Raw genomic sequence first — 23,472 nt, forward strand, 5'->3', positions numbered from 1 at the left:
CGATCAGCGGCCCTTTTTACCGCTGCCGTGAATGTCCCGGGCCAGTTGCTTCAGGGCCGCCGGTGTGCGCGGGCCGAAGCCAAGGGTGGATAGGCCGTCGATGGCCACAAGACGCCCGTTCGCCCCTGCCGGTGTCAGGGCGATCTGCGGCAGCGCAAGCACGGCCTGCGGTCCACCGGCTTGCGGTATGACATGATCCATCATCAGGATCACGTCAGGCCTTGCCGCAATGGCGGCCTCGGTCGAAAGGGGTTTGTAGCCGGTGACATTCTCAATGGCGTTTTTACCCCCGATCAGATCGATCACGGCGGCGGCATCGGTATCATCGCCGGCGGCAACCGGCGTACCGCCCGAAACGCTCAACAGGAACAGGATTTTGGGCCGGTCCGTCTCTGGCGGAATCATCTGTGACAGGGCCGTCATATCCGCTTTGATCCCGGCGGCCAGTCCTGCGCCGCTGTCACCGAGACCAAGCGCGGAGGCCACAGCCAGCAGACGCTGTGCGATGGCATCCGCCGAACCGCCTCGCGGCATGCGTATCACGCACACGCCGGCAGCCGATACCTGTTCCAGCACCACATCGGGCCCGGCATCGGGTTCCGCCAGAATAAGGTCGGGCTTGAGAGACAAAACCCCCTCGCTCGCCAGACGTCTGTAATAGCCGACATCGGGCAGGCCGGCGGCATCCGGATGGGTCGATGTGGTATCGCGACCGACCATCCGGTTGCCCGCACCCAGCGCCAGTATGCTTTCCGTCACTGCGCCGCCGAGGGCGACGACCCGTCTGCCGGCGGATTGACAGTTGACCGTATCGTCGGCAAGGGCAGGCAAAAAGGCTGTCTGGGTATAAGCCCAGACAGCCAGCAGTATCGCACTCAAACGGATCATGCGCCGTTTTCCTTTCAGCCGTCCAGCCTGTCCAGGCCGGCAACCAGGTCGCGCCATCCCTCCAGTTCCGGCACACCGGGCTTGCGTTCGCCGAACATGTAGAGGATCTCGCGGCCCTGCGTGTCGAACAGTTCGATCGAGGTCACGATGCCGTCCCGCGTCGGTTTGCGGACAACCCAGGCCTCTACCGCTGCGCTATCTTCCAGGTGCAGGTTGAAGCCGCGGTCGAGAATATTCAGCCAGCCGTTGGCGCGCACCACCCGCTCTATCGGGTCCGTATGGATCTGAATGCAGCCCCGGTTGCCGACAAAGATCATGATCGGCAGTTTTGCGGTCGCCGCTTCCGTCAATGCGGTTTCAAACGCTGCCACCGGGATACGGTATGCCATGTCCTCGCCCACCAGGCGGAAGGCCTGCTGGCGCCCGACTTCGAAATCCCGAAGCAGTTCGATAAAGTCATGGGTGTCCTTCAGGGCTGCCCAGTGCGCGTGCAGGCCCTCCCGGTCGATGTCGCCGTCTGGACGATCGGCCTTTTTCGGGGGATGCGGAATAGCCGAAAAGTCGGGTGACTGATCGGAACTTGTGAAACGGTCTACAAGGGCGTCATATGCTTCCACATCGCTGCCGTCGCGCATATAGACCTTGTGAACCGCGGTTCCGTCGATATCGAAAAACTGGATGCTGCGGCGGGCGCCCTGTTTCGTCTCTTCGCTTACCGCGAAACAATGGTGCCAGTGGCTTAGAAAAAGCCGCAGGTCGATATCGCGGTTGACCACAAGACCATGTCCCGGACCGATGGAGATATTGGCGAATTTACCGACTTTTTCGTGCACGGCATGATCGCCGCGCGTGATACACAGAATTTCACCCAGTTTCGGGAACTGCTTTATGATATCGCCCCAGTCCGCATCCAGACGAGTCGCGGTGTGTCCGATGCCTGTCGCGACAAGAGCCGCTTCGCTGACGCCCATATCGGCGGCCGCGTTTCGGATCCGCACGGTCGGGTTGTCCGCCCTGTACGTATCATAGCGTGCCTTCAGCTTTGCGGCATCGCCGGTTTTAATGTTTTCTTGCACACCCATCTCTCTCTCCTTATCCGGTTGCGCGTGATTATTTGGTCAGGATCAGTTTGCCCTGGCTGGTCAGGCGCAGGCGGTACTCACCGCCCGCGTGCTCAATGATGATTTCACGGTTGCCCTTTAGCAGGTCGCTGCTTGTCAAACGCCGCATCGGGGTCACGGCGTGCCGGGTGCCCCCGCTTGGGGACAATGTCTGTGTGGTCATGGCGCCATCCTTTTTCGTCATCTCTTGGCCGTGTGAATTCGTGTTTCGTCTCTGTCTCGCTACAGTCCGGCCCCCTACAATCCGAAACGGTGACTGAGCATTACGCGCAGGCTACGTCCGGGCTGGCGAATGACTGTCGGGTGAAAGGAAAAAGTCTCATCGAACAGATTGTCGATTCCGAGACTGATGTTCAGTCCCTTTAAGGCCCCTTCAAGCGGACTCCAGTTCGCGAAAATGTCCACTGTCTCGAAACCGGCGGTCGTCGTGCTGCCTTCAGGCACATCATTCTGGTCGGCGGCAACCGTCAGCCTGCCGCCCGCCTGCAGGCCGAGTTCCGGCCATTTGCCGATCAACTGGGTCGTGAGGCTGTCCTGCGGCATGGACCCCAGCCCTTCGCCGGTGTCCCGGTTTTCACCGTCGACGGTAAAGCCCGCCACCGAGAAGAAAACATAGTCGCTTTCGTAACGCAGTTCGGCCTCGATCCCTTCGATGCGGGCCATTGCACTGTCATTCCGGGTCGTGCCGAAGAATGTGGTCGGCCCGAACGGCGGGGTGAAGACGGGCGGGATCGCCGGATCGACAAAGGTGACGACCTGATCGACGAAATCATCCACGTCGGAGCGGAAAACGGTTGCGCTGAAATCAAAGGCATCGCCTGCGATAATCAAATCCGATTGCCGGAAACGGGCCCCCAGTTCCCAGCTTTCCGCCCGTTCAGGCGCCAGATTTGGCGAGGGTACGAAATTATTCACCACCAGTGTGCCCGGCCCGAGACCGTTCGGCACGGCGAAATGGGTGCCGTCATTGAACAGTTCGGTCAGCGATGGCGTACGGAAGGCTTCCGAATAGCTGCCCCACAGATAAATCCATTCGGCAGGCGCAAATCCGACAGCGACGCGCGGCGTGATTTCATCCTCGTCGCGGGATTGGCTGTCGTCGCCGGCCTGTACGTCGAAACTGTCCCAGCGCAGTCCGGGGATGATGGACAGCATGTCGCCGATTTCGATCTCCGCCTGCGCATAACCGGCCAGAAAATCCAGCTCGGCATCGGGGAATGTGGTCCGCACGCCCCCGTTTCGCGTTCCGCTTTGGCTGTCGCGGAAATATTCCACCCCGTATGTCAGGGCGACCGAGGCCTTTTCACCGGCATTGAAACGGGATGTGTTGTGAACATCGAACCCGTAGCTTTCAAAATCGGATTCGTCGTTGCGACCATCGATAAAACGGTCTTCGCTCACGTCGATCGATGTGTAAAAGGCCACCGCCTCCAGATTGACGGCGCGGTTGTTCGGGTCCGAATATGTGTATTTGCCCCGCAGATTCCGCTCACTGGTTTCGCGGTCCACCACGGTTGTCGGTGTGGAAACGGCGTTGGCGTTGGTCGGGTTTTCCCCTTCATTGTCGAAGAGGCTGGCGATGAGCTCGAACCGGTGATGCTCGCCCGGCTCGAAACCCAGCTTGACCAGACCGTTCAACAGCTGGTCTTCCGTGTCGAGAATGGTCTCACCCGACCCGTCTTCCAGATCATTGAACACTTCGCGGTAGATCAGGGTGCCGGCGGCGTCGAAAGCACCGCTTCGACCGAACAGGCTGGCGGATGTCAGCAGTTCGTCTCCGTTGGACTGATAGGCCGTTTTTACGCGGCCGCCCAGGGTTTCCCCATCCTGCAAAAGATCTTTCGCACCCTTTGTCTCCAGCGAAATGACACCGCCCAAGGCCCCGCTGCCATACAGCGCCGATGCGCTGCCGCGCACGACTTCGATGCGTTTCACCAGATCCTGATCGACGAAAAAGCGGCCTCTGTGCGCCAGGTCGAAATTCTGTCTGGCGCCGTCCAGGCGGATCACCACCTGTGTGTCGGAAAAGCCCCGGATGTTCGGCTCTTCGGCAATCCGGCGTGCACCGCCCTGGATGGCCACGCCGGGCAGCCCTTCGAAAACGTCCGCGTAGGTCAGGGGCTGAAAGCGGGTCACACTTGCCGTATCGATCACTGAAACGGCGGATGGCGTCGTAAACACCGGGCGTTCCGTCCGTGTGGCGGAAATCGTGACTTCCTCGACGATGTCGCCGTCATACCCGCCATCGGCGGCTTCTTCAAAGGCATGGACCTGCGATCCGGCGGCAACGGGTGAAAGAAGTGTCGTTCCAAGCGTCATGGCCCGGATCGCGGAAATTGGTAACAGTTTGATCGGTATCGTCACAAGTCACTCCAACAAAACGCACGCATCCCCACGCGGGAGAAGGAATACTGCGCCTGGCTGGCAGCACCTGGAGGCACAAGCGGCTGGCTGGGCACGGCCCCTGGGGAGAGAGTTTGAGAACCAGGGGGTTATGCTCTGATAATGATAACGACTCTTAAAAGCAAGATAAAAAGACACCCCGACCGGATTGGCACCCTGACAAAGCCGATTGTCATAGCTTGATCCGTATCAACATCCCGGTGCTTTGAACGTGTTCCTCTAGGACCGGACAGCATGGCGGCCCAGGGCGACAGGGGGAAGCGACGGGAAGGAACGGTATGTGTCTGCCATTATAATTCTTTTGGGCTTGGCGGGATTGCTTTCTGCGGCGCTCGCGGTGCCCCTGCGTTTAAAGGCGACCGGTCATCTGGGACAGGACAGCGAGTTCCATGTGCACTGGCTGGGGCTCCGGCGGACGTTTAAAAGGCAGTTTGATCTTCGCGATGATTCTGGACCGTCCTGCGAATCCTGCCGGATGCGGCGCCAGATCAGACGTGAACAGATCATGACGCGCATCGCCCGTATTGCTCAGACGAAGGGGTTTGTCCGGCGGACCAGCGCCTGGGTGCGCGATTTGCTGTCCAATTGCGATGCTGCCAGCGCCGAGGGTCGCCTTATCGTCGGGTTCTCCGATCCGGCCCTGACCAGCATTCTGGTGGCTGTCGTCGCGACCCTGCCGTCTTTTACCCGCCATAAAATGGACCTTGAGATCGAACCGGACTTTTCCGGGGCGCGTTTCACCGGTTGGTACGATGTGGCGGTCACCGTGCGTCCCATCAACGCTATGATGCCGACATTTCGATATGTTTTTTCCGAACCGACGCGCAAGGCGATCCGGCGCGGTTTTGTAAAGCGTGCCAGTCCGGCCGAATAAAGGCCGGTTTTTGTCAGGGCGCGGATGCCGGCATGGCCGGTTTGACCAGTTTGTGGCCCGGCACGCTGACAAGGCGGTCCCGGGTGACGATATGGGCCCGCCATTCCCCTTGCATCAAGATTTCTATTGCGGGATCCCGCACATCGAGACCGCCTGTATATGTGCCGAAAGCCGGCAGAATCAGGCGATTGCCATCCTCGACAAAGCATTTGCGTCTGACCGTTGTGCCCCGGTGGGTCAGTCTGGCGACCGGATGGTGGTGCCCGGCGATCTGTTCATGTCCTTCAGGGTCCAGTTCGTGCAGAAATGTCAGGCCGTTTTTTTGCCATTGGTGGCATGCGGTGACACTGGGCAGTGTGGTGGGACCGTCATGGTTGCCGCGCACCCATATGATCTCGGCCAGATCCGTCAACTGTTCCCACAGGGCAGTTGCCGCCGTGCTCAGCCTGGATGGTCCCCGGCTGTCATGCAGTGTGTCGCCCAAAAGCAGAATACGCCGGTATCCAAGTGCACCGGCAAGGGTGACGAGGCGTTCCAGTGTATCCTCACTGTCATATGGGGGCAGCAATTGTCCTGTCGGGGCAAAGCTCGAGCCTTTTTCCAGGTGCAGGTCGGCAACGGCCAGAAGGCTTTCTTCAGGCCACAGAAGGGCGCCTGCGGGATGCAGCTCCAGGTCAGTGCCGGCAAACGGCAGACACAGGGTTTCAGCCGACGGTGTCAAGCGCGGCCTCCTCCAGCAGGGATCGCTCGAAATCTGCCAGCACGGTTTCGCCCATCTCGTCACGCGGTATGGTCTCGCGGTTGATTTCCAGCAGAAGCGGTACGGCAAGCGGTGATACCCTGTCCAGACGACGATGGTCGATCCGGCCCTGAATGCGTACCAGCATGTCCTGCAAGCGTTCAAGGTCGATCAACCCGCCGCCGGCATCGGCCCGCGCGGCCTTGAGCAGAATGTGGTCGGGTTCATAACGGCGCAGAACGTCGTAAATCAGGTCCGCGTTGAAGGTGACCTGCTTGCCGGTTTTGCGCGCCCCCGGCATCTGGCGGTCGATCAGTCCGGCAATCACGGCCACCTCCCGGAACAGGCGTTTGAGCAGCGGGGTCTCCTCCAGCCAGTCCTGAAGGTCGTCAACCATAAGATCTGCGGCAAACAGCTGGTCGGCATCGTCCACCGGTTCCAGCGACCAGACGGCAACGGCGTAATCCGTGGCGACGAAGCCGAGCGGTTTCAGGGCGAAACGCTGCATGCGCCGCAACAGCAGAAATCCCAGTGTGTGGTGGGCGTTGCGCCCTTCAAAACCATATGCCACCAGATGATGACGACCTGCGCGCGGAAAGGTTTCCACCAGCAGGCCGTCACGGCTGGGCAGGGCGGACCGTTCCCCCTGCAGGTGCAGCCACTCGGCCACCGGGGCCGGAAAACGCCGCCAGTCCCCGGGGCGGTTCAGCATGTGTCTGACCAGGGTGGACAAATGCGTGGTCAGCGGCAGTTTGCCGCCGGCATAGGAGGGAATCTTTGCCTCCCCGTCGGTGCTGCGCCTGGCCTGTACGGCCCCGTCCCGCAGTCCCTCAAAGCGCAGCACCTGTCCGCCGAACAGAAATGTGTCGCCCGCCGACAGGCCCTGGATGAAATAGTCCTCAATCTGTCCAAGGGTGCGTTTGCCGATTTTCACCTTCAGCATCGGCGCTTCGACAATGGTGCCGATATTCATGGCGTAGCGCTGCCGGTGACGGTTGTCGCGCACCCGGTAGCGTCCATCGTCCAGCGTCTCCAATCGCCCATATCGGTCATAGGTTTTCAGGGCATACCCGCCATTCACCATGAAATGCAGTGCCCCGTCGAAATCTTCGCGTCTCAGGTCCCGATAAGGCCAGGCCCGCCGGACTTCATCAAACAGGTCGTCCGCCTCGAACGGCCCCATGCAGCCACGTCCGAGAATGTGTTGTGCCAGAACATCGAGCCCGCCGGCCCTGGGTGCGGGGCCGTCCAGTGTTTGCCCGTCGATGGCCTGGCAGGCGGCCATGCATTCCAGATACTCAAAGCGGTTGGCGGGCACCAGGATGGCCCGGCTGGGTGTGTCCAGCCTGTGATTGGAGCGCCCGATACGTTGCAGCAGGCGGCTTGCCCCTTTGGGAGCGCCGATTTGTACCACCAGATCCACGGCTGCCCAGTCCAGTCCCAGATCCAGCGATGATGTGGCAATCACGCAGTCCAGTCCGCCTGAAGCCATGGCCTCTTCGACCCGACGGCGCTGGTCCCGTTCCAGCGACCCGTGATGCAGCGCGATGCGCAGGCGGTCGTCATTGAGGTCCCACAATTCCCGGAAAACCAGTTCAGCCTGCGCCCGTGTATTGACGAAAACGATGGCAAGACGGGCTTCCTTCAGTTCCGCATACACATCGCCCAGGGCATAACGGGCCATGTGACCCGACCAGGGCATGCGGTCCCGGCCGATCAGGATACGGACCTTGGGGCGCAGTGCCGCAGGCGCGGTGACGATGGTTGCATCCTCCCGGCAGGCATAGGCCGCGGCGGTTTCCGGGCCGTCCAGTGTGGCTGATAGGGCAATCCGTCGCGCCTGTGGTGCCAGACGTGTCAGCCGCGCCAGTCCCAGTGACAGAAGGTCGCCGCGTTTGCTGTGCATCACCGCATGAAGCTCGTCAATCACCACATGGCGCAGGCCTGCGAAGGTGCGCGGTGCTTCCTCATGCGACAGCAATAGGGCCAGGGACTCCGGCGTGGTCAGCAATATATGCGGCGGTTTTCGCTTCTGTCTTTGTTTTTTGGACTGAGGCGTGTCGCCCGTACGGGTCTCATGGGTGATCGGCAGGCCCATGGCGTCAACCGGTCGCGACAGGTTCCGGTGCACATCCACCGCCAGTGCCTTCAGAGGGGACACATACAGCGTGTGCAGTGTGCTGCCGTCAGTGGGCGGCATTTCGTACATGTCCACCAGGCTAGGCAGAAATCCGGCCAGCGTCTTGCCGGCCCCTGTGGGTGCGGTCAGAAGAACGTCCCGTCCGGCGCGGGCTGCCACCAATGTGTCGATCTGATGTATATGCCAGGCCCAGCCGTTTCCGGCCATCCATGCGGTCAGGGGGTGGTCGGCCAGACAGCCGGGGAGAGACGACGGGGACGGGACTGGAAGCGGCGGTGTTTTTGCCCTATTTGCCGATCTATGCCGATTGTTGACCATACGCTTTTTCTTGCCTCCGTCGGAGTTTATATCGACCCCGACCGGCCTGTCGGCAAGGCGATAATCACACATGGCCATGCCGACCATGCCAGGGCCGGACATGGAAGTGTACTGGCAACCCCCGAAACCATTGCCATTATGCAGGCGCGCTACGGTGCCGATTGCGCGCGCAGTTTCCAGCCGCTGCCTTACGGGGAGTATCTGGCCCTTGGAGACATGACCCTCAGTCTTCATCCCGCCGGTCATATTCTGGGCAGCGCACAGGTGCTCCTGGAGCATAAAGGCCGGCGAATTGTTGTCACCGGGGATTACAAAACCGTACCGGATGCGACTTGCGCGGCTTTTGAATGCGTGCCGTGCGACCTGTTGATCACCGAGGCCACGTTTGCCCTGCCGGTCTTCCGGCATCCGCCGCCCGCCCGTGAAATAGATCGCCTGATTGATTCCCTGAAAACCGAGGCGGGGCGGACGCATCTTGTCGGCGCCTACGCCCTCGGTAAGGCGCAGCGCGTCATCGCCCTGCTGCGGGCGCAAGGGTATGACAGGCCGATCTATTTGCACGGCGCTATGGACCGTCTGTGCGGTCTCTATCAGGCGCACGGGGTCGCCCTTGGCAGTCTGCGGCCTGTCGCGGACACGCCAGCGCGCGATCTTGCAGGTGAAATCGTCATCGCCCCGCCGTCGTCTTTGGCTGATCGCTGGTCACGCCGCTTTGGCGATCCGCTCAGGGTCATGGCATCCGGCTGGATGCAGGTGAAACAGCGTGCCAAACAGCGCGGCGTGGAATTGCCGCTTGTTCTGTCGGACCATGCGGACTGGGATGAACTGACCGCGACGATTGAGGCAACCGGTGCGAACGAGGTCTGGGTGACGCATGGGCGTGAGGACGCGCTCATTCATTACTGTGGCACCAGGGGCTTGAAGGCAGCCGCGCTGGCTCTGGCCGGCCGGGACGAGGACGGTGGTGACGGCCACTCGCCGACAGGAGCGGCCGCAGGGACATGATGGCCTTTGCATCATTGCTGGAACGGCTGTTGCTGACACCGTCGCGCAACCGCAAGATTGTGCTTATGATGCGTTATTTCCGCCATACGCCGGACCCGGATCGCGGCATTGCCTTGGCGGCGCTGACCGGTGCCCTGCGGCTGCGTCACGTCAAACCCGCTTTCATCCGTGACGTGGTCATGGACCGCATTGATCCGGTTTTGTGGGCGCCGTCCTATGATTATGTGGGCGATATGGCGGAAACGGTGTCTTTGATCTGGCCCGGCAGCGGCGGTGAGGACTTACCAGGGCTGGCGGATCTGGTTGAGACCCTGGATGCCATGCCGAAAGACCGTCTGGCCGGCTATCTGTCCGGCCTTCTGGACAGGGCTGAGCCGAAGGCGCGCTGGGCTCTGATCAAGCTGGCGACGGGGGGCTTGCGTGTCGGGGTGTCCGCACGGTTGGCGAAAACCGCGCTCGCGGAGGCCGGCGGCCTCAACCTTCAGGATGTCGAGGAAGTCTGGCACGGGGTGGACCCGCCCTATACGAACCTCTTCGCATGGATGGATGGGCGCGCACCAAGGCCGCGGGTGGCATTTTCACGGATATTTCACCCCATGATGCTTGCCAACCCGCTGGATGACGATAGGGACTTCTCGTCCCTGGACCCGGATGATTATGTGGCGGAATGGAAATGGGACGGTGTGCGGGTGCAGATTGTCGGTGATGGGGCCGAGACCCGCCTGTTTTCACGCACCGGTGAGGATATCTCCCATACCTTTCCCGATCTTGTCTCGGCCGTCAGTGGGGTTGGTGTTCTCGACGGCGAATTGTTGGTGGGGGTGCCTGGCGATCCGTTGCCGTTCAACCGCTTGCAGCAAAGGTTGAACCGTAAGACCGTCATCCGCAAGCACCTGACCACGCTTCCGGCTTTTGTCATGCTGTACGACATGCTGTTCGACGGCGACCTGGATATACGGGACCGCCCGCTGGACATCCGCCGGAAGATGCTGGAACACTGGCTGGACCGTCATGGCGACGACAGGCTCTGCCTGTCGGTCCGTATTCCCTTTACCTCATGGACGGAACTGGAAGATATACGTCGGCACGGTGCTGATGAACGCGGCCATGAGGGGGTGATGATCAAACATCGGTCCTCCCTTTATGTGCCGGGCCGCCCCAGAGGGCCCTGGTTCAAATGGAAGCGCGACCCCAAACTGGTGGATGCGGTGCTGATGTATGCCCAGCGCGGGCACGGGAAACGGTCTTCCTTTTATTCCGATTTCACCTTTGGTTTGTGGCGTGAGGGGTCGGTCGTCCCCATTGGTAAAGCGTATTTCGGCTTCACCGACGCCGAGCTGCGCCAGCTGGATGCCTGGGTACGCAAACATACGATCAACCGGTTCGGCCCCGTGCGCGAGGTGGCAAAGGGTCTGGTGCTGGAAGTGGCATTTGACAGTGTGCATACCAGTCCGCGCCATAAATCCGGGGTTGCCCTGCGGTTTCCGCGCATCAGCCGCATCCGCTGGGACAAGCCCGTCGCCGAGGCCGACAGCCTGAACGCGCTGGACCCCTTTCTTGACGACGCGGGCTCGCCGCGTACCGTGCCGGCAAAATCGGGGCTTGCATAAACATCCTCCCCCTTGCCAGTTTTACGGACTGTATCGCTATGGGGAGGCGTGATCATGGACACCGGTTATCTGCTGTCACTGGACCAGGGCACCACCAGCACACGGGCGCTCGCGGTTTCACCGGATCAGACGGTTCTCGCCAGTGCACAGAAACCCCTGGAACAGCATTATCCACACAGCGGTTGGGTTGAGCACGACGCGGAAGACATCTGGCAAGCGGTCGTTCATGTCCTGTCCGATGTGGTCTCCTGCATGGCGGACAGGGGCTTGAAGCCGTTGGCCCTGGGCATTACCAATCAGCGCGAGACCACCATATTGTGGGAACGCGGGACGGGGACGCCGCTGGCCCGCGCCATTGTCTGGCAAGACCGGCGCACCGCACCCATATGTGTACGGCTGGGCCGTGACAAAGGGGTGGAAGCCACCGTTACCCGTAAAACCGGATTGGTGTTGGATCCTTATTTCAGCGCGACGAAACTGGCCTGGCTGCTCGATGATGAAGCCGGTCCGGGCCTGCGCGCCTCGGCAGAGCGGGGCGATCTTTGCTTCGGCACGGTGGAAAGCTATCTCGCCTATCGTCTGACCGGTGGCGGGGCTCATGTCTCCGATGCGGCCAATGCATCCCGGACCATGTTGCTCGACATTCGCGATGTCGACTGGTCGGATGATTTGCTGCGTCTGTTCGGGATCCCGTGTTCCATTCTGCCGGATGTGGTCGATAACACGGAAACGGTGGGCGTCATCGCGGACGGCCTGCCGGCTGCCGGTACGCCGATTGCCGGGCTTATCGGGGATCAGCAGGCAGCCGCCATCGGGCAGGGCTGCATTCATCCCGGTATGATCAAAAGTACATACGGCACCGGCTGTTTTGTCCTGCAGAATACGGGCGATGATCTGCTGTACAGCCAGCATAAACTGCTGTCGACCATTGCCTATAAAACGCCCGGTGGCGTTGCCTATGCCATGGAAGGCAGTATCTTCAATGCCGGCACGGTGGTGCAGTGGTTCCGCGATCAGATAGGTCTGATCGCGAGCGCGCAGGACAGCGAGGACATGGTCGCAGCCCTTGACGGGACCGGTGGTGTTTATATGGTGCCGGCCTTCACAGGGCTGGGCGCACCACACTGGGATCCGGATGCACGCGGTCTGATCACCGGTCTCAGCCGTGCGACCACGGCAGCGGAAATCGTGCGTGCCGGCCTTGAATCCGTTGTATATCAGACCGCTGACTTGTTCGACCTTCTACAGCGCGACGGCACACCCAGGCCCGAAACCGTGCGCATTGACGGTGGCATGGCCGCCAACGGCTGGTTCGCCCGGTTTCTGGCGGATATATGCGATGTCCCGGTTGAACGCCCGGCCTCGATCGAGACCACGGCGCTGGGGGCTGCACTGGCCGCCGGTGTCGGTATCGGCCTGTGGCCCGATCTGGCGGCGGCGACGGCCGGCTGGCGCCAGGAGGCCGCCTTCAGCCCGGCCATGTCGTCCGAAAAACGCGGCCATCTTCTGGCGGGGTGGCAGGCGGCACTGAGGCAATGCCTTGCCAGATAGAACTGTGGGGCGGTCAGATACCTATATGCCTGTTATTCAGTCCCTGCCCCGCCGTTTTGCGAGCCTGGCTTCCAGATCCGCGATACGAGCGTCTCGTTCTGCCAGGGCATGAACCACGTCTTCGGCCTCGAAGCGTTGCGGGATGTGCTGTGGGCAGTTGGCATCCCAGGCGGCGATATGAAACAGCATCGCCTGCTCCGGCCGTGCCCTGTAGTTTTCCGGCATCAGCCGGCCAACAAGCGCCGGGTCGTTTTCCACCACGCGCGCTTCCCCCCAGATCTTAACCCGCTTCCGCTTGGTATAATCGATCAGAAACAGATGTGCTTTCGGATTGTCCGACAGATTGCCCTGTGAAATGAACTGGCGGTTGCCGGTGAAATCGGCGAAGGCCAGCGTCCGTGGGTCGAGAACCTTAAGGAACCCCGGCGGGCCGCCGCGATGCTGGATATAGGGGGACCCGCTGCTTGAGACCGTTGCCATGAAGATGCTGCGCTGTTCGTTGATAAACGCGGCAAGATCCGGTGTGATCTCCGTCCGCCAGCCGCCTTTGTCCTCCATGCGCTGGTAGGCATCGCGTGACCCTTTGCGTGTCTGGATGGCTTTGACCGTGAGGGTAAAAGCGATATCCGATGATATATCAGCCATAACGGTACGCCCCTTATAGACCAAGCTTGCTCAGACCGGGGTGATCGTCAGGGCGGCGGCCCTGCGGCCAGTGGAACAAACGCTCATCATCGCGGATTGGCAGATCGTTGATGCTGGCGATCCGCCGCCGCATCAGGCCGCTGCGGTCAAACTCCCAGTTCTCGTTGCCATAGGCCCGGAACCAGTCCCCGGCATCGTTGCGGAATTCATAGGCAAACCGGACGGCGATACGGTTGTCCGTATGGGCCCACAGTTCCTTGATCAGGCGGTATTCATGCTCGCGTGTCCATTTGCGTGTGAGAAAGGCTTCGATTGCGGTCCGTCCCTTGAAAAACTCCGATCGGTTTCGCCAGATACTGTCCTCGGTATAGGCCAGCGCCACCCGGGCGGGATCGCGGCTGTTCCAGCCATCCTCTGCGGCGCGGACCTTCTGGCTGGCGGTCTCGGTCGTGAACGGGGGCAGGGGCGGACGCATGGGGCTTTCCTTCATCTGGTGTGTGACGAATTCTGATAGGGTTCCGCAGGCCCCGGCAGGGAGTGACCGGGGCCTGCACCCAGGGGTCAGGCGGCCAGTGTTGCCGCTGCCGGGAAGTCGATGTCGGTGTCCAGAATCTCATTCACGTAATTGGTCAGCGTATTGAGGGCCACATGGACGATGATTTCGACAATTTCGGCATCGCTGTAACCGGCTGTCCGGACCCGGTCCACGGCATGATTGTCAAGCCGACCCCGCTTACGGGCAATCTCGGCTGCAAAACGGACGGCCGCATCGGCTTTGGCATCGGTCGATCCGCCCTTGCGGTTGGCGGCGATCTCCGCGCTTGTCAGTTTGGCGACGTTTGTGCCCAGATAGGTATGCGCGGCAAGGCAGTATTCGCAGCCGTTGATCTCGGCAACCGCCAGCGCGATCCGCTCGCGTGTTGCAGGGGCCAGCCGGCCTTTGCCGAGGGCTCCGTTCAGGCCAAGATAACCTTCAAGCGCCGATGGGCTGTTGGCAATAATGCGAAACAGGTTCGGCACGCTGCCAAGGGATTTCTGAACGCCGTCCAGCAGGGCTTGGGATGCCGCCGGTGCGTCGCTGGTCGTGGCAGGGGTAGGGATGCGTGACATATCGATCTTCCTTTCCAGATATGGCCGGCAGGGGTGCCGGCTGTGTTGATGAGGAAGATAAAGCGTTCCTTAAAAAGAAAGAATGTCTTATGTATAAAATATATAATTCCATTATATAGAATAGCAATTTTATGTCGGGCATGCCGGTAGCGGCCAATATAAAAGGCCGCCCCGGTTAAGAGGCGGCCTTGACGTTAGATATGCGGAAATGTTGCCGGGTCATCAGGCCAAACTTATCAGGCCAGCGTCCAGTTGATTTCAGCGATAAAGGTGAAGTGGGACATGTCGAAACCGGACGGCATGGCCGGCAGGTTTTGCAGTTTTTTCTCATAGGCCTGGATAGCCCGGTCCAGGGCCTTGTGCGCAGGCGCGTCCAGGACCGCCACATGGACGACCCTGCCACCTTTTTCCATGGTCACCTGGATCCGCCCTGTGCCTTCCACATTCTCCATCTTGGCGCTGCGGGGATAGACATGCAGCTTGGTGAGGGCGGCGCGGGCCTTCTGTTGCCATGCGCTTAGCGCAGCCTGATCGATTCCGGAAACCTCGGCGGCAGCCATCAATTCGCCGACGGTATCGGCTTTGACGGCAGCGGGGGCCGCGATCAGCAAAACGGCCGTAAATAGAAAAACGAAAATTTTGTTCATGACAGTCTCTCCTGCGCGGTTCCGGATATCGGTAACCCTGTCAGAATTCCTCGAATACACATGTCCGCCCACAGGTATTTCAGGCAGGCTTGCAGGCAGGACGCGCGAACGCATATCCGTGGATTGTTAAGGAAATTTGAAAATCTGCCATGCATTTGCTGCGGCGCAGTATTGCCTGAAATGCAGGAATTGCCGGGCATTGCCGCGCCGCACATGACACGGGCCGCAGAAAGTTGACTTTTCGGTCAGAAATCAGATGGTTAAGAAGTATCTCAAAGGTTTGCGTACTCGTCTGCGCCGGAGCCTGCCTCTTCGAACAGGCCCCGGAATTTATTTTTTCGTACCTGTATGTGAGCTTACCACTGGACGCTCCGCGACCATGAAAGAGGGGGGTGCAGGTTCTGTCCGTGGGGTGATTCCCGCTCCTGCCGAACCGATCTATTCAGCCTCGAACAATTGCACGGAAAACAGCTTTCCATCGTCCATCCACATACCTGTCCGCCGCCAACCGGCACGCCCGGCCAGCGTGGCAAATCCTTCAGGGGTGTATTTGTGGCTGTCCTCGGTGTGAACCATCTCACCCGCGGCGAACTGGATGAGGGTGCCGCCGATGCGCACTGTCTGGTTGGTTTGGCTGACCAGGTACATCTCGATACAGGCACGGTCTTCATTATAAACGGCGCGGTGACGGAAGGCTTCCGGTTTGAAGTCCCCGCACAGTTCACGGTTGATCCGCACCAGCAGGTTCAGGTTGAAAGCCGCGGTCACCCCTTTGGCATCATCATAGGCGGCTTCCAGTATATGTGTGTCCTTGACCAGGTCGACGCCAATCAGCAGTCGGGCATTCGGTCCCAGATTGCTGCGGATATGCCGCAGGAAAGTCTCGGCCTCCGGCTTGTCGAAATTGCCGATGGTCGATCCGGGGAAAAAGCACAAAACCGGTGGCAGGCACTGTGGCGGCAGCGTCCACACATCGTTGAAATCGGCATGAAGGGGCACAACCGGCAGGTGGGGAAAGGCCTGCCGCAGGCGTCCGGCGGCGTCTTCCAGGGTGGCTTCGTCAATATCCAGGGGGACGTAGCAGCGTGGGTCTTCCAATGCTGCCAGCAGGGCTCCCGTTTTTTCACTGGTGCCGCTACCAAGCTCCAGCACGCTTGCGCCCGGGCCAATCCGGACCGCCATATCAGGCAACGCAGTCTTGAGGATGCTGCGTTCCGTGCGTGTGGGGTAATACTCATCCAGGCGGGTTATGTCATCGAAATAACCCGACCCGGTCTCATCATACAGGAAGCGGCATGGAATGGCTTTGCGGCTTTGGCCTAGGCCGTCAAGCACGGCTTGGCGAAAATCATCTGTCAGGGTCATAAATCCGGATTTTTCTGGGGATTTGGAGCAGGCGGGGTTCAAAGATCTTTTGCCAGACGCAGGCCCGAAAATTGCCAGCGCTGGTGGGGGTAGAAAAAATTGCGGTAGGACGCGCGGATATGGCTGCGGGGTGTTGCGCATGACCCGCCTTTCAGGACGAACTGGCCGCACATGAATTTGCCATTATATTCTTCCGCCGCACCCTGCAGCGGTTTGAAACCGGGATAGGCGCAATAAGAACTTTGCGTCCATTCCCAGACATCGCCGAACATCTGACGCGGCCCCTGATGCTGCCTGTCCGCTGCCGCCCGTAGGGCGTCGGGGCGCATGGTTCCGCTTTCCAGAAAATTGGCCGTCTTCACGGCATTGCCGGACAGACGCATGGCTGCCATTTCCCATTCCGCCTCGCGGGGTAGGCGGGCGCCGGCCCATTGGGCATAGGCTGCGGCCTCGAAATAACTGATGTGGCTGACAGGGGCGGACCGGTCGACAGGCAGCAGACCGCCAAGCGTCATGGCCTTCCACACACCCTCGCATTGCCGCCAATAGATAGGATGACGCCAGTTTTCCTGCTGGACCAGGGCCCAGCCATCGGCCAGCCACAGAAGCGGATTGTCATAGCCGCCATCCTCGATGAACCGTATCCAGTCGCCGCCAGTGACGGGACGGTCCGCCAGCGAAAAGGGGGCCAGATGCACACTGTGGCGCGGGCGTTCATTGTCATAGGTAAAGCCGTCGGACGCGGCTCCGATCTCGCACAAACCGCCTTCATACTCATGCCAAACGACGGCAGACTGGTCTGTCCGGGCCGGTTCGTGACTGTGCCCAGGCTTAATCATGCGATAGACCGGGGACAGCGGATTTTGCGCAAACAGATGCAAAAGATCGGTCAGCAGCAATTCCTGATGCTGTTGTTCGTGATGCATCCCCAACTCGATCAGGTCGACAGTCTCACTGTTTGGGAGTCGGGTCGAAAACAGCTTGCCGAGCGCGGCGTCCACATGCGCGCGGTAGGCACGAATTTCGTCTAGGCTGGGCCGCGTCAGCATGCCGCGCCTGTCGCGTGGGTGGCGATCGCCGATCCGCTCATAATAGGAATTGAACAGATATCCGTATGTATCGTCGAACGGCCGGTACCCCTTTAAAAAAGGAACCAGGATCAGCGTTTCGAAAAACCATGTCGTATGTGCCAGATGCCATTTTGCCGGGCTGGCATCCGTCATGGACTGCACCGTGGCGTCGGCGTCGGACAGTCCTTTTACCAGCGACAATGTGCGGTCGCGCACCGCGAACAGACTTTCTTCCAGGTAATACGGGTCATCCTGCGGCAGAATGTCGGGGGGAACCTGACGTGCCGTCTGGGGGCTGGCGGTGGCGCGTGACAACGGGACCTCCCTTTTGTCCTTGCTATTCCTGTCCAGCGTCGATCCTGCCTGGGAACATGGGTGTCGGATCGTACGTAAACCGGAGCGATACTGGGTTTTCGTTCCGGTTTACTCGCATCGGTCGGCGGTTTGGTTTCACAAACCTGCAATTGCTTTGGTCAAAGCCTAGGCGGTGCCTCCGTGAATATAAACAGTGCAAAAATGTATTAGCCTGGTGCAGAATTGCACCAACACTGCTGACATATACTGGCGCTGATCCATGGCAGGGAGCGTTTGCATGAACTGGAACGATATCCGCATTTTTCTCGCACTCGCCCGCACGGGGGCCGTGCGGGCGGCAGGGCACCGCCTGGGCATCAGCCATTCCACCGTGCTCCGGCGCCTCGAAGCGCTCGAAGCGGATTTGGGCGTGCGCCTGTTTGACCGGACACCGGAAGGGTATGTTCTGACCGCGGCCGGCCGCGATGTTTTAAGTGAGGCAAAGACGGTTGCCGATCATATGGGTGCGATCGAGCGCCAACTCGTCGGCCGGGATGACCGTCTGGAAGGGGATATCAAGGTCACCATGCCGGACGGTTTGGCGCTTCATCTGCTGATGGAACCACTGACCCGCTTCATGGAAGACCATCCGGCCATCAACATTGAAATCGATCTGACGTATGATGCGCTGGATCTGTCACGGCGTGAGGCGGATGTGGCCCTTAGATTCCTGCGTGCGGGCAAATTGCCTCCGCCGCATCTCGTTGGCCGCAAGGCGGCGGAGGTCCACAGCTGTATATATGCCTGTTCCGGCTACCAAGATCGTGCAGGGCGGGACGGCATGCGCTGGATCGGCTGGCAGGATGATGAGCCCTATCCCCCATGGGTACAGGAAAGCGCCTTTCCCGATATACCGGTGCGCGGGCGGCTGAACAATCTCATGCTTCAGCGGGCGGCGGCCGAAGCTGGCCTTGGCCTTGCCTATTTGCCCTGCTTTGTCGGCGATCCCTCGCCTTTGCTGTGCAGGATGGTTCCTGACAGTACGCACAGTTTCGATTTGTGGGTCTTGTGTCACCCGGATTTGCGCGAAGCCCGTCGCCATCGTCTGTTTCGGGGTCATATTCACAAAAGTCTGCGCCCCCATATCGACCTTTTGGAAGGCCGCCTGCCATATGGATCGAAACCGGAGGCGGACGGTGTGCAGGGGCCCGGGCCTGTGTCAGCCGTCCGTGCTTAAAGCGAGAATGCGCGACAGTTCGGTCAGAGAACGGCCCGTTTCCGTCATCCAGATGTTGAAGGCATTCTGGACGGCAGCCATCGCCTTTTGCGACGATGGCGCCTTGTCCACAATGCCGGCCGCCACCAGCGCGGCGATGACATCGCGGAACAGGATATATCCGTCAACGCCGACGCGGCGTAGAAAATACTGTCCGCTTGTGCCGCCGAGGCGGCTGGCCTGTTTTTTCAGCAGTAAAAGCAGATTTGCGTAGTCTTCAGGCGGGCAGGCGGCAAAGAAGGCACCGGCGCTGCCATGTTTTTCAGCCAGACCTTCCAGGAAAATCGCGTTATCCCGCACACTGATGATCTTGGCGGCGTTTCTGACGATGCGCGTATCGCGCAAAAGTCCGTCCATATCCTCGTCCGACATAAAGGCCCAGCGTGTGGGGTTGAATTCTTCAAACGCCGCCTCAAAACCGTCCCATTTTCGCTCAATCACTTTCCAACTGAAACCGGCTTGAAAAACACTGCGCGTCATATCCGCCAGCCAGCGGTCGTCAGGAATGGCCGCTAGGCTTTTCGGCGATTTCGGTCTGGCAAGCAGGGTTTCCACTTCTTGCGGGCCACCCTTGCGCTTGCAAGCTGCGTCATAAATCGGTGCGAATGATGCGACCATACCGCTCTCCTTTCGATGCGGGCCTATAATATGCTTCATCGCCGGATCGCGCAGCCCCGCATATGGGTGAAAACTGCACACCGGTGGTGCGATTTTGTGCCGGGGTTCAGACGGCCAGGGATAGGGAAACGGACGGATGACAGGAAAATATTTACTGATGGGAAGTGCCTTGATTGCGGCTTTCGCTGGCTGGGCGGACAGTGTGGCACAGCAGGCGGATCCGCTTGCGGGGGCACCGGTTCTGGAACGGCCGATCGACTGTCTTGCCTCTCCCGGAGGGCGGTGCTGGATACAAACCTTCATGGATCACGATCTCGAAGACGGGGTTTCCGACAGTTATTGCGGCAGCCGTACCGACAATCGCTCCAACCGCTTCGGTCAGGCTCATCAGGGCCTTGATATCGGGCCGTTGGACTGGGCGGCGTGGGACACCGACATCCGGGTTCTGGCTGCTGCGGCCGGAACCGTGCGCGGGACCCGTGACGGACTGGCCGATGCCCAGGTGACGAAAGACGGCCGGGACGCGCTGGAGCCCCAGGCCTGCGGCAACGGCGTGCGTATTGATCATGGTGGCGGCTGGCAGACCATGTATTGCCACCTGAAACAGGGATCTGTCAGCGTCAGCCAGGGCCAGCGGGTCGAGGCGGGACAGCCGCTGGGTCTTGTGGGCTCCTCCGGACTGTCATCCTTCCCGCATCTGCATTTTCAGGTCATGCGGCAGGAAGGGACGGATGACCCCGCGACACGCCGGCTCATTCCCTACGACCCCTATACGGGGGCTGCCCTGACCGAGCCCTGTGTTGTGCGTCGCCGGCCTTTGTGGAGTGCGGCGGCACTGCGTGATCTGCCCTATACCCATTTGCATATCATAAAGTTCGGCTTTGCCGGTCAGGCCCCGAATTTTCAGAATCTGCTGAAGGACCTTCGGCCCATGGACAGCTTCACGCCTAAGGAGGGGCAGCCTCTTTATGCCTTTGCCTACACGGCGGGCACGGCACCGGGCGACACTATCAAACTACATGTCGAGGACGGGCGCGGCCGGACGCTTCTGTCTGGGACGCTGCCTCTCAAAAAACGCGCCGGGCGTCACTGGGCGGCGGCCGATGTGACACAGGGCCGGAGTTTCAAACGTCTGAAAACTGCTGAAGGAGCATGGCCGGACGGGCCCTACCGTTTGGTCGTGTCGGTCGTGGACAGCAGCCGTGACGGCGTTGAAGAAGCCTCAACACTGCTTGAACTGAACCCCGCGCCCTGATGGGGACGGTTTGGCAACAAACAAAAGGTCTCAGTCGGTAAAAGACCTTTGACTGCAAAGGCCGGGGCCTCAAGGCCCCGGCCGGGTAGTGCCGAGAAAATTTCCCGCGCTCAGTCGATGGGCGGGAAAAGATTCGGGAAAATGAAAAGCTGCGTCTCGCCGTTGGAATCGTCCACACCGTCATTGTCATTGACGACATAGGCGCTGCCGTCCGCCGATACAGCGAGACCTTCGATTTTTTCCAGGGGAACGCCGCCAATGGCCTCGAAATCCCCGGCATCGATCAAATCCCGCACGACGGTTTTCACCACCACATCGAAATCCGGTGTCTGCTCGGCAGTGAAGGTGTCGGCCTTGAATTCAATACCCGTGGTCGAGAAGCGCGTGATCAGCTTGATGCGTGCATCCTGATTGCCCTGATTGTCACGTTCCAGAACGGCAAAGTCGCCATTGCCCAGATACGCCAAACCGCTCAGGCCGACCCAGCCGCCATTTGGGCTTGTCGGTGTCTCGATCGGATAATAGGCAAAGGTCCAGCCTTCACCGTCGACCCAGCGGCCAATGCGGACATTGCCGTCCGGGTCGCCCGTCCATTCGCGCTGGAAAACGACATAAACGGCTTCAACCGTGCCCTGTCCCGGTATGGTTTCCTGGACGGCAGCAACGCCTTCAAATCCGTTGCCGATGGCCTTGGCACGCACGGCTTCCGGCAGTGTCACGCGCCGCATGATCTGACCCAGATTGTCGGCGAGGATAAGCTCGTTCTGGCGCGTATCGCCATTGCCCTCGGATGCGATCCAAAGTCCGGCGGAGCCGCCGATGAAGATTTCGCCGGTTTGAATGGCGATGCCCTCGGGGTCGATGCCAACCGGCTGACCGTTTTCCGTCAGCGGAATTTTCTGCTGAATGGCCATGCGGCCACCGATCATCCGCCATTTATAAATGCTGCTTTGGCTGAAAAAGCTGTCATCGACGCTGTAGCCGGTCACCAGATCGGTGCGCTCCGTATCGATGGTCAGCCCGGACAGTGCCGCCCAGGTAATGGGTACACCGCCTGCGCTTAAGGAAACGACGGCGGGGTACTGTTCCCGGGTCTGTGCCTGCAATTGATAGATGCTGAGGGTGGAGCGGAATTTGTCTTCCCGCACATCATCCTCACTGGCGGAGACAAACAGACCGCGCTCGGGAATGGCGATCATGCCTTCGGGTGCCAGACCCGTCGGCAGAACCTGACGATACCGGGCCTGACCCATGGCGGTGACGTCATAAACGCCGACCACGCTTGATCGCTCCGACCCAACGAACAGGATGGTCTCGCCATTGAAAACGCCAACATCGACATTTTCCGGCTCATTGCCCTTGTTTTCCGAGCGTCCTTCCGGATAGTGGCCGATCCGTGCGGTCAGGCGGTCCAGTCCGGCCTTGGATTCGCTGACAACGTTGCCCATGCGGTCAAAAATGGTGAAACCGCGGCTACCGCCGTCCAGATCACCCTCATCGGCCGTCACCATGAAATCGTTGCCGATCCAGGCGATGCCGTCGGGTTCGCGGGGGACATCATCCAGCGCGCCGGTCAGGGTGATCACATCCTCCTCGGCCACGTCGATGCGACGCAGGTTGGTCGTCCCGGCGCTGAAATCGCCGACAATGTTACCCGTCGCCAGGTCGACAAGAATGATGTGATTGTTTTCCTGCAGGGTGACAGCTGCCGTGTTGTCGGCTGAGATATCGACATATTCGGGCTCGGGGTCATCCGGAAACAGGTCGGCGATGCCGGCAAGGTCGATGGTGCGGATACTCCAGTCGGCCACGGCATCGGCGATGTCCACAATCACCAGACTGCCGCCCGGTGCCTGTGGCGGACGTCCGTCACCCAGATCCTCGTCGCGCTCGTTTTCAATGGCGATGGCGGCATACTGGCCGTCTGCCGATACCGCGACTGCGTCCGGCTGACCACCCAGGTCAATGGTGCGCACAACTGAACGGGCCGTGATATCGATGACTTCCAGGACACCGGACGGATTGACGAAATCCGGGCTGGTGTTAACGGCGGCCAGTGCGAAATTGCCGATCACGCCGACCGATGTGGGCTCTCCACTCAAGGCCACGATTCCGTCCGCCTGCGGCGAGGCGGGGTCGGTAATGTCGACAAAACCGATCGCTTCCTGTTCGCCATCCGTGTAAAGCAGCACGGTGCCGTTTTCGGCGGCGGTGACGATTTCTGAAACGGTTTCCTGATCGATGGATGCATTCAGATGCACCGGGAATGACGCAATCCGGTTGAAACTGAAACTGCCGCGGTCCGGGCTGACGGGCTGCGCGTAGGCCGCGGGCAGGGCCAGGCCCATTGTCAGCCCTAATGTCAACCCAAGGCCTGTGACGGCCGTGGCCGCGCGGGCTGCATGTCGCAGCCGCTGGAAAATAGTGTTCATGATGTCCCCCTCATCAACAATGAAGAATTTGTTAAAGTTGAAAGACCCTAGCGGCGGCATGTGGCAGCGAGATTGAACTATTGTTTCAGATTTTGGTCATCATGGTTGTAT

At 60.2% G+C, this 23,472-nt stretch carries 20 protein-coding genes; 6 read left to right on the forward strand and 14 right to left on the reverse strand.

Translation table 11 applies throughout. The features are described 5' to 3' along the window. Positions 1-3: 3 nt before the first annotated feature. From BXY39_RS08800 to BXY39_RS08815, 4 genes are all read right to left on the reverse strand, one after another. Positions 4-888, reverse strand: a complete 885-nt coding sequence (locus tag BXY39_RS08800) for a heme/hemin ABC transporter substrate-binding protein (protein ID WP_170163725.1) — start codon at positions 886-888, stop codon at positions 4-6. Positions 889-902: 14 nt separating this feature from the next. Further along, complete coding sequence (locus tag BXY39_RS08805) at positions 903-1,970, reverse strand: hemin-degrading factor (RefSeq protein ID WP_121938504.1); 1,068 nt, start codon at positions 1,968-1,970, stop codon at positions 903-905. 28 nt (positions 1,971-1,998) lie between these two features. Further along, on the reverse strand, positions 1,999-2,172 hold the full coding sequence (gene hemP / locus BXY39_RS08810; RefSeq protein WP_121938950.1) for a hemin uptake protein HemP: 174 nt from the start codon (positions 2,170-2,172) through the stop codon (positions 1,999-2,001). Between the two features lie 74 nt (positions 2,173-2,246). Beyond that, on the reverse strand, positions 2,247-4,373 hold the full coding sequence (locus BXY39_RS08815; protein ID WP_147453523.1) for a TonB-dependent hemoglobin/transferrin/lactoferrin family receptor: 2,127 nt from the start codon (positions 4,371-4,373) through the stop codon (positions 2,247-2,249). 319 nt (positions 4,374-4,692) lie between these two features. Here BXY39_RS08815 and BXY39_RS08825 point away from each other — a divergent pair, with 319 nt between their 5' ends. Beyond that, positions 4,693-5,286 (forward strand): DUF2953 domain-containing protein, encoded by a 594-nt coding sequence (locus tag BXY39_RS08825; protein WP_121938507.1) that lies wholly within the window; start codon positions 4,693-4,695, stop codon positions 5,284-5,286. Positions 5,287-5,299: 13 nt separating this feature from the next. On the opposite strand, the gene pdeM is transcribed toward BXY39_RS08825, so the two are convergent. Together pdeM and BXY39_RS08835 are read right to left on the reverse strand one after the other, a co-directional pair. Continuing rightward, positions 5,300-6,007, reverse strand: a complete 708-nt coding sequence (gene pdeM, locus BXY39_RS08830) for a ligase-associated DNA damage response endonuclease PdeM (RefSeq protein ID WP_170163726.1) — start codon at positions 6,005-6,007, stop codon at positions 5,300-5,302. Beyond that, a complete protein-coding gene (locus tag BXY39_RS08835) occupies positions 5,991-8,372 on the reverse strand; it encodes a ligase-associated DNA damage response DEXH box helicase (protein WP_121938509.1) in 2,382 nt (793 codons plus the stop codon). Before BXY39_RS08835 ends, pdeM begins: the two co-directional genes overlap by 17 nt. Before the next feature lie 93 nt (positions 8,373-8,465). On the opposite strand from BXY39_RS08835, the gene BXY39_RS08840 reads away from it, so the two are divergent. Genes BXY39_RS08840 through glpK form a run of 3 tightly spaced genes read left to right on the forward strand, consistent with a single transcriptional unit; the run spans position 8,466 to position 12,649 of the window. After that, a complete protein-coding gene (locus BXY39_RS08840) occupies positions 8,466-9,488 on the forward strand; it encodes a ligase-associated DNA damage response exonuclease (RefSeq protein WP_121938510.1) in 1,023 nt (340 codons plus the stop codon). Then, positions 9,485-11,098, forward strand: coding sequence for a cisplatin damage response ATP-dependent DNA ligase (locus tag BXY39_RS08845; RefSeq protein ID WP_121938511.1), 1,614 nt, complete (start codon positions 9,485-9,487; stop codon positions 11,096-11,098). The genes BXY39_RS08840 and BXY39_RS08845 overlap by 4 nt, the downstream gene beginning before the upstream one ends. A gap of 54 nt (positions 11,099-11,152) precedes the next feature. Beyond that, positions 11,153-12,649 carry a glycerol kinase GlpK gene (glpK, locus tag BXY39_RS08850; protein ID WP_121938512.1) on the forward strand — a complete coding sequence of 499 codons (1,497 nt, stop codon included), beginning with the start codon at positions 11,153-11,155 and terminating at the stop codon, positions 12,647-12,649. A 36-nt stretch (positions 12,650-12,685) separates the two neighbouring features. Here the strand turns inward: glpK and BXY39_RS08855 are convergent, their stop codons facing one another. The 6 genes from BXY39_RS08855 to egtB all read right to left on the reverse strand — a co-directional run bounded on the left by BXY39_RS08855 (position 12,686) and on the right by egtB (position 17,801). Beyond that, a complete protein-coding gene (locus tag BXY39_RS08855) occupies positions 12,686-13,294 on the reverse strand; it encodes a pyridoxamine 5'-phosphate oxidase family protein (protein WP_121938513.1) in 609 nt (202 codons plus the stop codon). Between the two features lie 13 nt (positions 13,295-13,307). Further along, a complete protein-coding gene (locus BXY39_RS08860; protein ID WP_245999022.1) occupies positions 13,308-13,769 on the reverse strand; it encodes a nuclear transport factor 2 family protein in 462 nt (153 codons plus the stop codon). Between the two features lie 86 nt (positions 13,770-13,855). Then, positions 13,856-14,404, reverse strand: coding sequence for a carboxymuconolactone decarboxylase family protein (locus BXY39_RS08865; protein WP_121938515.1), 549 nt, complete (start codon positions 14,402-14,404; stop codon positions 13,856-13,858). A gap of 236 nt (positions 14,405-14,640) precedes the next feature. Then, positions 14,641-15,051, reverse strand: coding sequence for an energy transducer TonB (locus BXY39_RS08870; protein WP_170163727.1), 411 nt, complete (start codon positions 15,049-15,051; stop codon positions 14,641-14,643). Positions 15,052-15,489: 438 nt separating this feature from the next. Next, positions 15,490-16,416, reverse strand: coding sequence for an L-histidine N(alpha)-methyltransferase (gene egtD / locus BXY39_RS08875; protein WP_121938517.1), 927 nt, complete (start codon positions 16,414-16,416; stop codon positions 15,490-15,492). Between the two features lie 38 nt (positions 16,417-16,454). Then, positions 16,455-17,801, reverse strand: a complete 1,347-nt coding sequence (egtB, locus tag BXY39_RS08880) for an ergothioneine biosynthesis protein EgtB (protein ID WP_211332157.1) — start codon at positions 17,799-17,801, stop codon at positions 16,455-16,457. Positions 17,802-18,078: 277 nt separating this feature from the next. Between egtB and BXY39_RS08885 the strand changes: the two genes are divergently transcribed. Continuing rightward, positions 18,079-19,017: a LysR family transcriptional regulator gene (locus tag BXY39_RS08885; RefSeq protein WP_170163728.1), complete on the forward strand. Its 939-nt coding sequence runs from the start codon at positions 18,079-18,081 to the stop codon at positions 19,015-19,017. Here the strand turns inward: BXY39_RS08885 and BXY39_RS08890 are convergent. After that, positions 19,000-19,674, reverse strand: coding sequence for a DNA-3-methyladenine glycosylase I (locus tag BXY39_RS08890; protein WP_121938519.1), 675 nt, complete (start codon positions 19,672-19,674; stop codon positions 19,000-19,002). The genes BXY39_RS08885 and BXY39_RS08890 overlap by 18 nt on opposite strands. Before the next feature lie 157 nt (positions 19,675-19,831). Between BXY39_RS08890 and BXY39_RS08895 the strand changes: the two genes are divergently transcribed. Further along, a complete protein-coding gene (locus BXY39_RS08895) occupies positions 19,832-20,929 on the forward strand; it encodes a M23 family metallopeptidase (RefSeq protein ID WP_211332158.1) in 1,098 nt (365 codons plus the stop codon). A 110-nt stretch (positions 20,930-21,039) separates the two neighbouring features. Here BXY39_RS08895 and BXY39_RS08900 read toward each other — a convergent pair whose 3' ends face one another. Further along, positions 21,040-23,361 carry an esterase-like activity of phytase family protein gene (locus BXY39_RS08900; RefSeq protein WP_170163729.1) on the reverse strand — a complete coding sequence of 774 codons (2,322 nt, stop codon included), beginning with the start codon at positions 23,359-23,361 and terminating at the stop codon, positions 21,040-21,042. Positions 23,362-23,472 lie beyond the last annotated feature (111 nt).

This window comes from Eilatimonas milleporae (assembly GCF_003688555.1).
GTDB classification, from domain to species: Bacteria; Pseudomonadota; Alphaproteobacteria; order Sphingomonadales; family Kordiimonadaceae; genus Eilatimonas; species Eilatimonas milleporae.

Excerpts from the sequence above, each read along its gene's own strand:
- BXY39_RS08800 (WP_170163725.1), bottom strand. The coding sequence starts at position 888 with ATGATCCGTTTGAGTGCGATACTGCTGGCTGTCTGGGCTTATACCCAG.
- BXY39_RS08805 (WP_121938504.1), bottom strand. The coding sequence starts at position 1,970 with ATGGGTGTGCAAGAAAACATTAAAACCGGCGATGCCGCAAAGCTGAAG.
- hemP (WP_121938950.1), bottom strand. The coding sequence starts at position 2,172 with ATGACCACACAGACATTGTCCCCAAGCGGGGGCACCCGGCACGCCGTG.
- BXY39_RS08835 (WP_121938509.1), bottom strand. The coding sequence starts at position 8,372 with ATGGCCGGAAACGGCTGGGCCTGGCATATACATCAGATCGACACATTG.
- BXY39_RS08840 (WP_121938510.1), top strand. The coding sequence starts at position 8,466 with ATGCCGATTGTTGACCATACGCTTTTTCTTGCCTCCGTCGGAGTTTAT.
- BXY39_RS08845 (WP_121938511.1), top strand. The coding sequence starts at position 9,485 with ATGATGGCCTTTGCATCATTGCTGGAACGGCTGTTGCTGACACCGTCG.
- glpK (WP_121938512.1), top strand. The coding sequence starts at position 11,153 with ATGGACACCGGTTATCTGCTGTCACTGGACCAGGGCACCACCAGCACA.
- BXY39_RS08855 (WP_121938513.1), bottom strand. The coding sequence starts at position 13,294 with ATGGCTGATATATCATCGGATATCGCTTTTACCCTCACGGTCAAAGCC.
- BXY39_RS08860 (WP_245999022.1), bottom strand. The coding sequence starts at position 13,769 with ATGCGTCCGCCCCTGCCCCCGTTCACGACCGAGACCGCCAGCCAGAAG.
- BXY39_RS08865 (WP_121938515.1), bottom strand. The coding sequence starts at position 14,404 with ATGTCACGCATCCCTACCCCTGCCACGACCAGCGACGCACCGGCGGCA.
- BXY39_RS08870 (WP_170163727.1), bottom strand. The coding sequence starts at position 15,051 with ATGAACAAAATTTTCGTTTTTCTATTTACGGCCGTTTTGCTGATCGCG.
- egtD (WP_121938517.1), bottom strand. The coding sequence starts at position 16,416 with ATGACCCTGACAGATGATTTTCGCCAAGCCGTGCTTGACGGCCTAGGC.
- BXY39_RS08885 (WP_170163728.1), top strand. The coding sequence starts at position 18,079 with ATGAACTGGAACGATATCCGCATTTTTCTCGCACTCGCCCGCACGGGG.
- BXY39_RS08890 (WP_121938519.1), bottom strand. The coding sequence starts at position 19,674 with ATGGTCGCATCATTCGCACCGATTTATGACGCAGCTTGCAAGCGCAAG.
- BXY39_RS08895 (WP_211332158.1), top strand. The coding sequence starts at position 19,832 with ATGGGAAGTGCCTTGATTGCGGCTTTCGCTGGCTGGGCGGACAGTGTG.
- BXY39_RS08900 (WP_170163729.1), bottom strand. The coding sequence starts at position 23,361 with ATGAACACTATTTTCCAGCGGCTGCGACATGCAGCCCGCGCGGCCACG.